Source organism: Roseateles sp. P5_E11 (assembly GCF_054049355.1).
Genome location: NZ_JBFUMO010000808.1, coordinates 1 through 2,036 on the forward strand (window position 1 = coordinate 1; position 2,036 = coordinate 2,036).

General features: G+C 66.2%; 4 protein-coding genes. 2 read left to right on the forward strand and 2 right to left on the reverse strand.

Annotation, left to right across the window (positions count from 1 at the left end):
• Positions 1-1,151 (forward strand): penicillin-binding transpeptidase domain-containing protein (locus ACXJKR_RS30870; protein WP_457326095.1); only part of this gene is annotated, 1,151 nt, incomplete at its 5' end.
• 4 nt (positions 1,152-1,155) lie between these two features.
• On the opposite strand, the gene cyaY is transcribed toward ACXJKR_RS30870, so the two are convergent.
• On the reverse strand, positions 1,156-1,488 hold the full coding sequence (cyaY, locus tag ACXJKR_RS30875; RefSeq protein WP_082532973.1) for an iron donor protein CyaY: 333 nt from the start codon (positions 1,486-1,488) through the stop codon (positions 1,156-1,158).
• 11 nt (positions 1,489-1,499) lie between these two features.
• Between cyaY and lptM the strand changes: the two genes are divergently transcribed.
• A complete protein-coding gene (gene lptM, locus ACXJKR_RS30880; RefSeq protein ID WP_082532972.1) occupies positions 1,500-1,637 on the forward strand; it encodes an LPS translocon maturation chaperone LptM in 138 nt (45 codons plus the stop codon).
• Here the strand turns inward: lptM and ACXJKR_RS30885 are convergent.
• On the reverse strand, positions 1,634-2,036 hold a 403-nt coding region (locus tag ACXJKR_RS30885; RefSeq protein WP_457326096.1), incomplete at its 5' end, for an oligopeptide/dipeptide ABC transporter ATP-binding protein. The genes lptM and ACXJKR_RS30885 overlap by 4 nt on opposite strands.

Here is a 2,036-nt window from a genome sequence, read left to right on the forward strand (position 1 = left end):
CCGACAAGGGCAATCCCAAGACCCGCATCCGCCGAGGCGCCGTCATCCGCGTCGTCAAGGGCGCCAAGCAGAAGGACGGCGGCGAGTGGACCGTCACCCAACTGCCCGAGGTCGAGGGCGCCTTCGTGTCCCTGGACCCGAAGACCGGCCAGGTGCACGCCATGGTCGGCGGCTTCGACTACAACAAGAACAAGTTCAACCATGTGACCCAGGCCTGGCGTCAACCGGGTTCGAGCTTCAAGCCCTTCATCTACTCGGCGGCGCTGGAGAAGGGCTTCACGCCGGCCACCATCGTCAACGATGCGCCGCTGTTCTTCGACGCCGGCACGACCGGCAGCCAGCCCTGGGAGCCCAAGAACTACGACGGCAAGTTCGAAGGCCCGATGCCGCTGCGCACGGCGCTGGCCAAATCCAAGAACATGGTCTCCATTCGCGTGCTGCACTCCATCGGCGTGCGCTACGCGCAGGACTGGATCACGCGCTTCGGCTTCGAGGCCGAGAAGCACCCTGCCTATCTGACCATGGCCCTGGGCGCCGGCTCGGTGACGCCCATGCAGATGGCCCAGGGCTATGCGGTATTCGCCAACGGCGGCTATCGCGTCAGCCCGCAGCTCATCGCCAGGATCACCGACAACAAGGGCCGGCTGCTCTACGAAGCCCTGCCCGTCACGCTGACCGACGACACCCGCGCCATCGAGCCACGCAACGCCTTCCTGATGAGCAGCCTGCTGCAGGAGGTCACGCGCAGCGGCACCGCAGCCCGCGCCCAGGCGACGCTGAAGCGTCCCGACATCTATGGCAAGACCGGCACGACCAATGATTCGATGGATGCCTGGTTCGCCGGCTACCAGAAGGATCTCGTCGCCATCGTCTGGATCGGCTATGACCAGCCGCGCAAGCTCGGCGACCGCGAGACGGGCGGAGGCTTGAGCCTGCCGGTCTGGATCGAGTACATGGGCTTTGCACTGAAGGGCAAGCCCGTCGACGAGATCACGCCGCCGGAAGGCATCGTCAACGTCAATGGCGAGTGGTTCTACGAGGAATACACAACCGGCAACAGCGTGCGTGAACTGTCCAGCGAACCCGCGGCGGTACCTGGCGCGGCGACCGAGGACGAGAAGAAGTCCATCCTGGACCTCTTCAAGAGATAGCGGCTCAGGTGCTGAACGCCAGCGCCTGGCCTGCCTGCTCGCTTGCGCAGCGCGACAGGCGCGCGAGGAATTCCTGGTCTTCGCGGTCCACCCATTGCGAGCCGTCCCACTTGAAGTGATAGCCGCCCGAGCGCGCCGCAAGCCAGATCTCCTGCAGCGGGGGCTGGGTGTTCAGCACGATCTTGCTGCCTCCGGGCATGCTCAGCTCCAGCAGGCCACCGGTGCGATGGGTGTCGATGTCCACCACGTCGGCCTCGAGCCAGGCATCGATCTGCTCCTCGATGCGAGCGAGCAGGGCGTGGGCCTTGGCGTGGTAATCGGCGTCGGACAGGGGCATAAACTGGGCGGATGAAGAAGACTGCCGCCAGTTTAGGTGTCCTGCTGATCACCCTTACCGCCCTCATGGGTTGTGGGCAGAAGGGGCCGCTGACGCTGCCCAAGCCGGCCGGCGCGGCCTCTGCTCCGGCGTCTGGCCCTGCGCGCTAGTCCCGGCCTTCTTCCACCGCGTGGCAGGCCACGCGCACACCCTTGATCTCCAGCAGCGCCGGCCGCTCGGCCTTGCAGCGCACATTGGCCAGCGGGCAGCGTGGGTGGAAACTGCAGCCGCTCGGCGGATTCAGCGGGTTGGGCACCTCGCCCTGCACCGGCGTGCGGGCGCGGCCGCTCATGTGGATGTCGGGGATCGCATCCAGCAGCATGCGTGTGTAAGGGTGCAGCGGGCGCGCGAACAGCAGGGCCTTGTCGGCCACCTCGACGAGGCGGCCGAGATACATGACGCCGACCTGGTCGGCCACATGGCGCACGACGGCCAGGTTGTGCGAGATGAAGAGGTAGGTCAGGCCGCGTTCGCGCTGAAGATCCTTCATGATGTTGAGGACCTGAGCC

Excerpts from the sequence above, each read along its gene's own strand:
- cyaY (WP_082532973.1), bottom strand. The coding sequence starts at position 1,488 with ATGCCCCTGTCCGACGCCGATTACCACGCCAAGGCCCACGCCCTGCTC.
- lptM (WP_082532972.1), top strand. The coding sequence starts at position 1,500 with ATGAAGAAGACTGCCGCCAGTTTAGGTGTCCTGCTGATCACCCTTACC.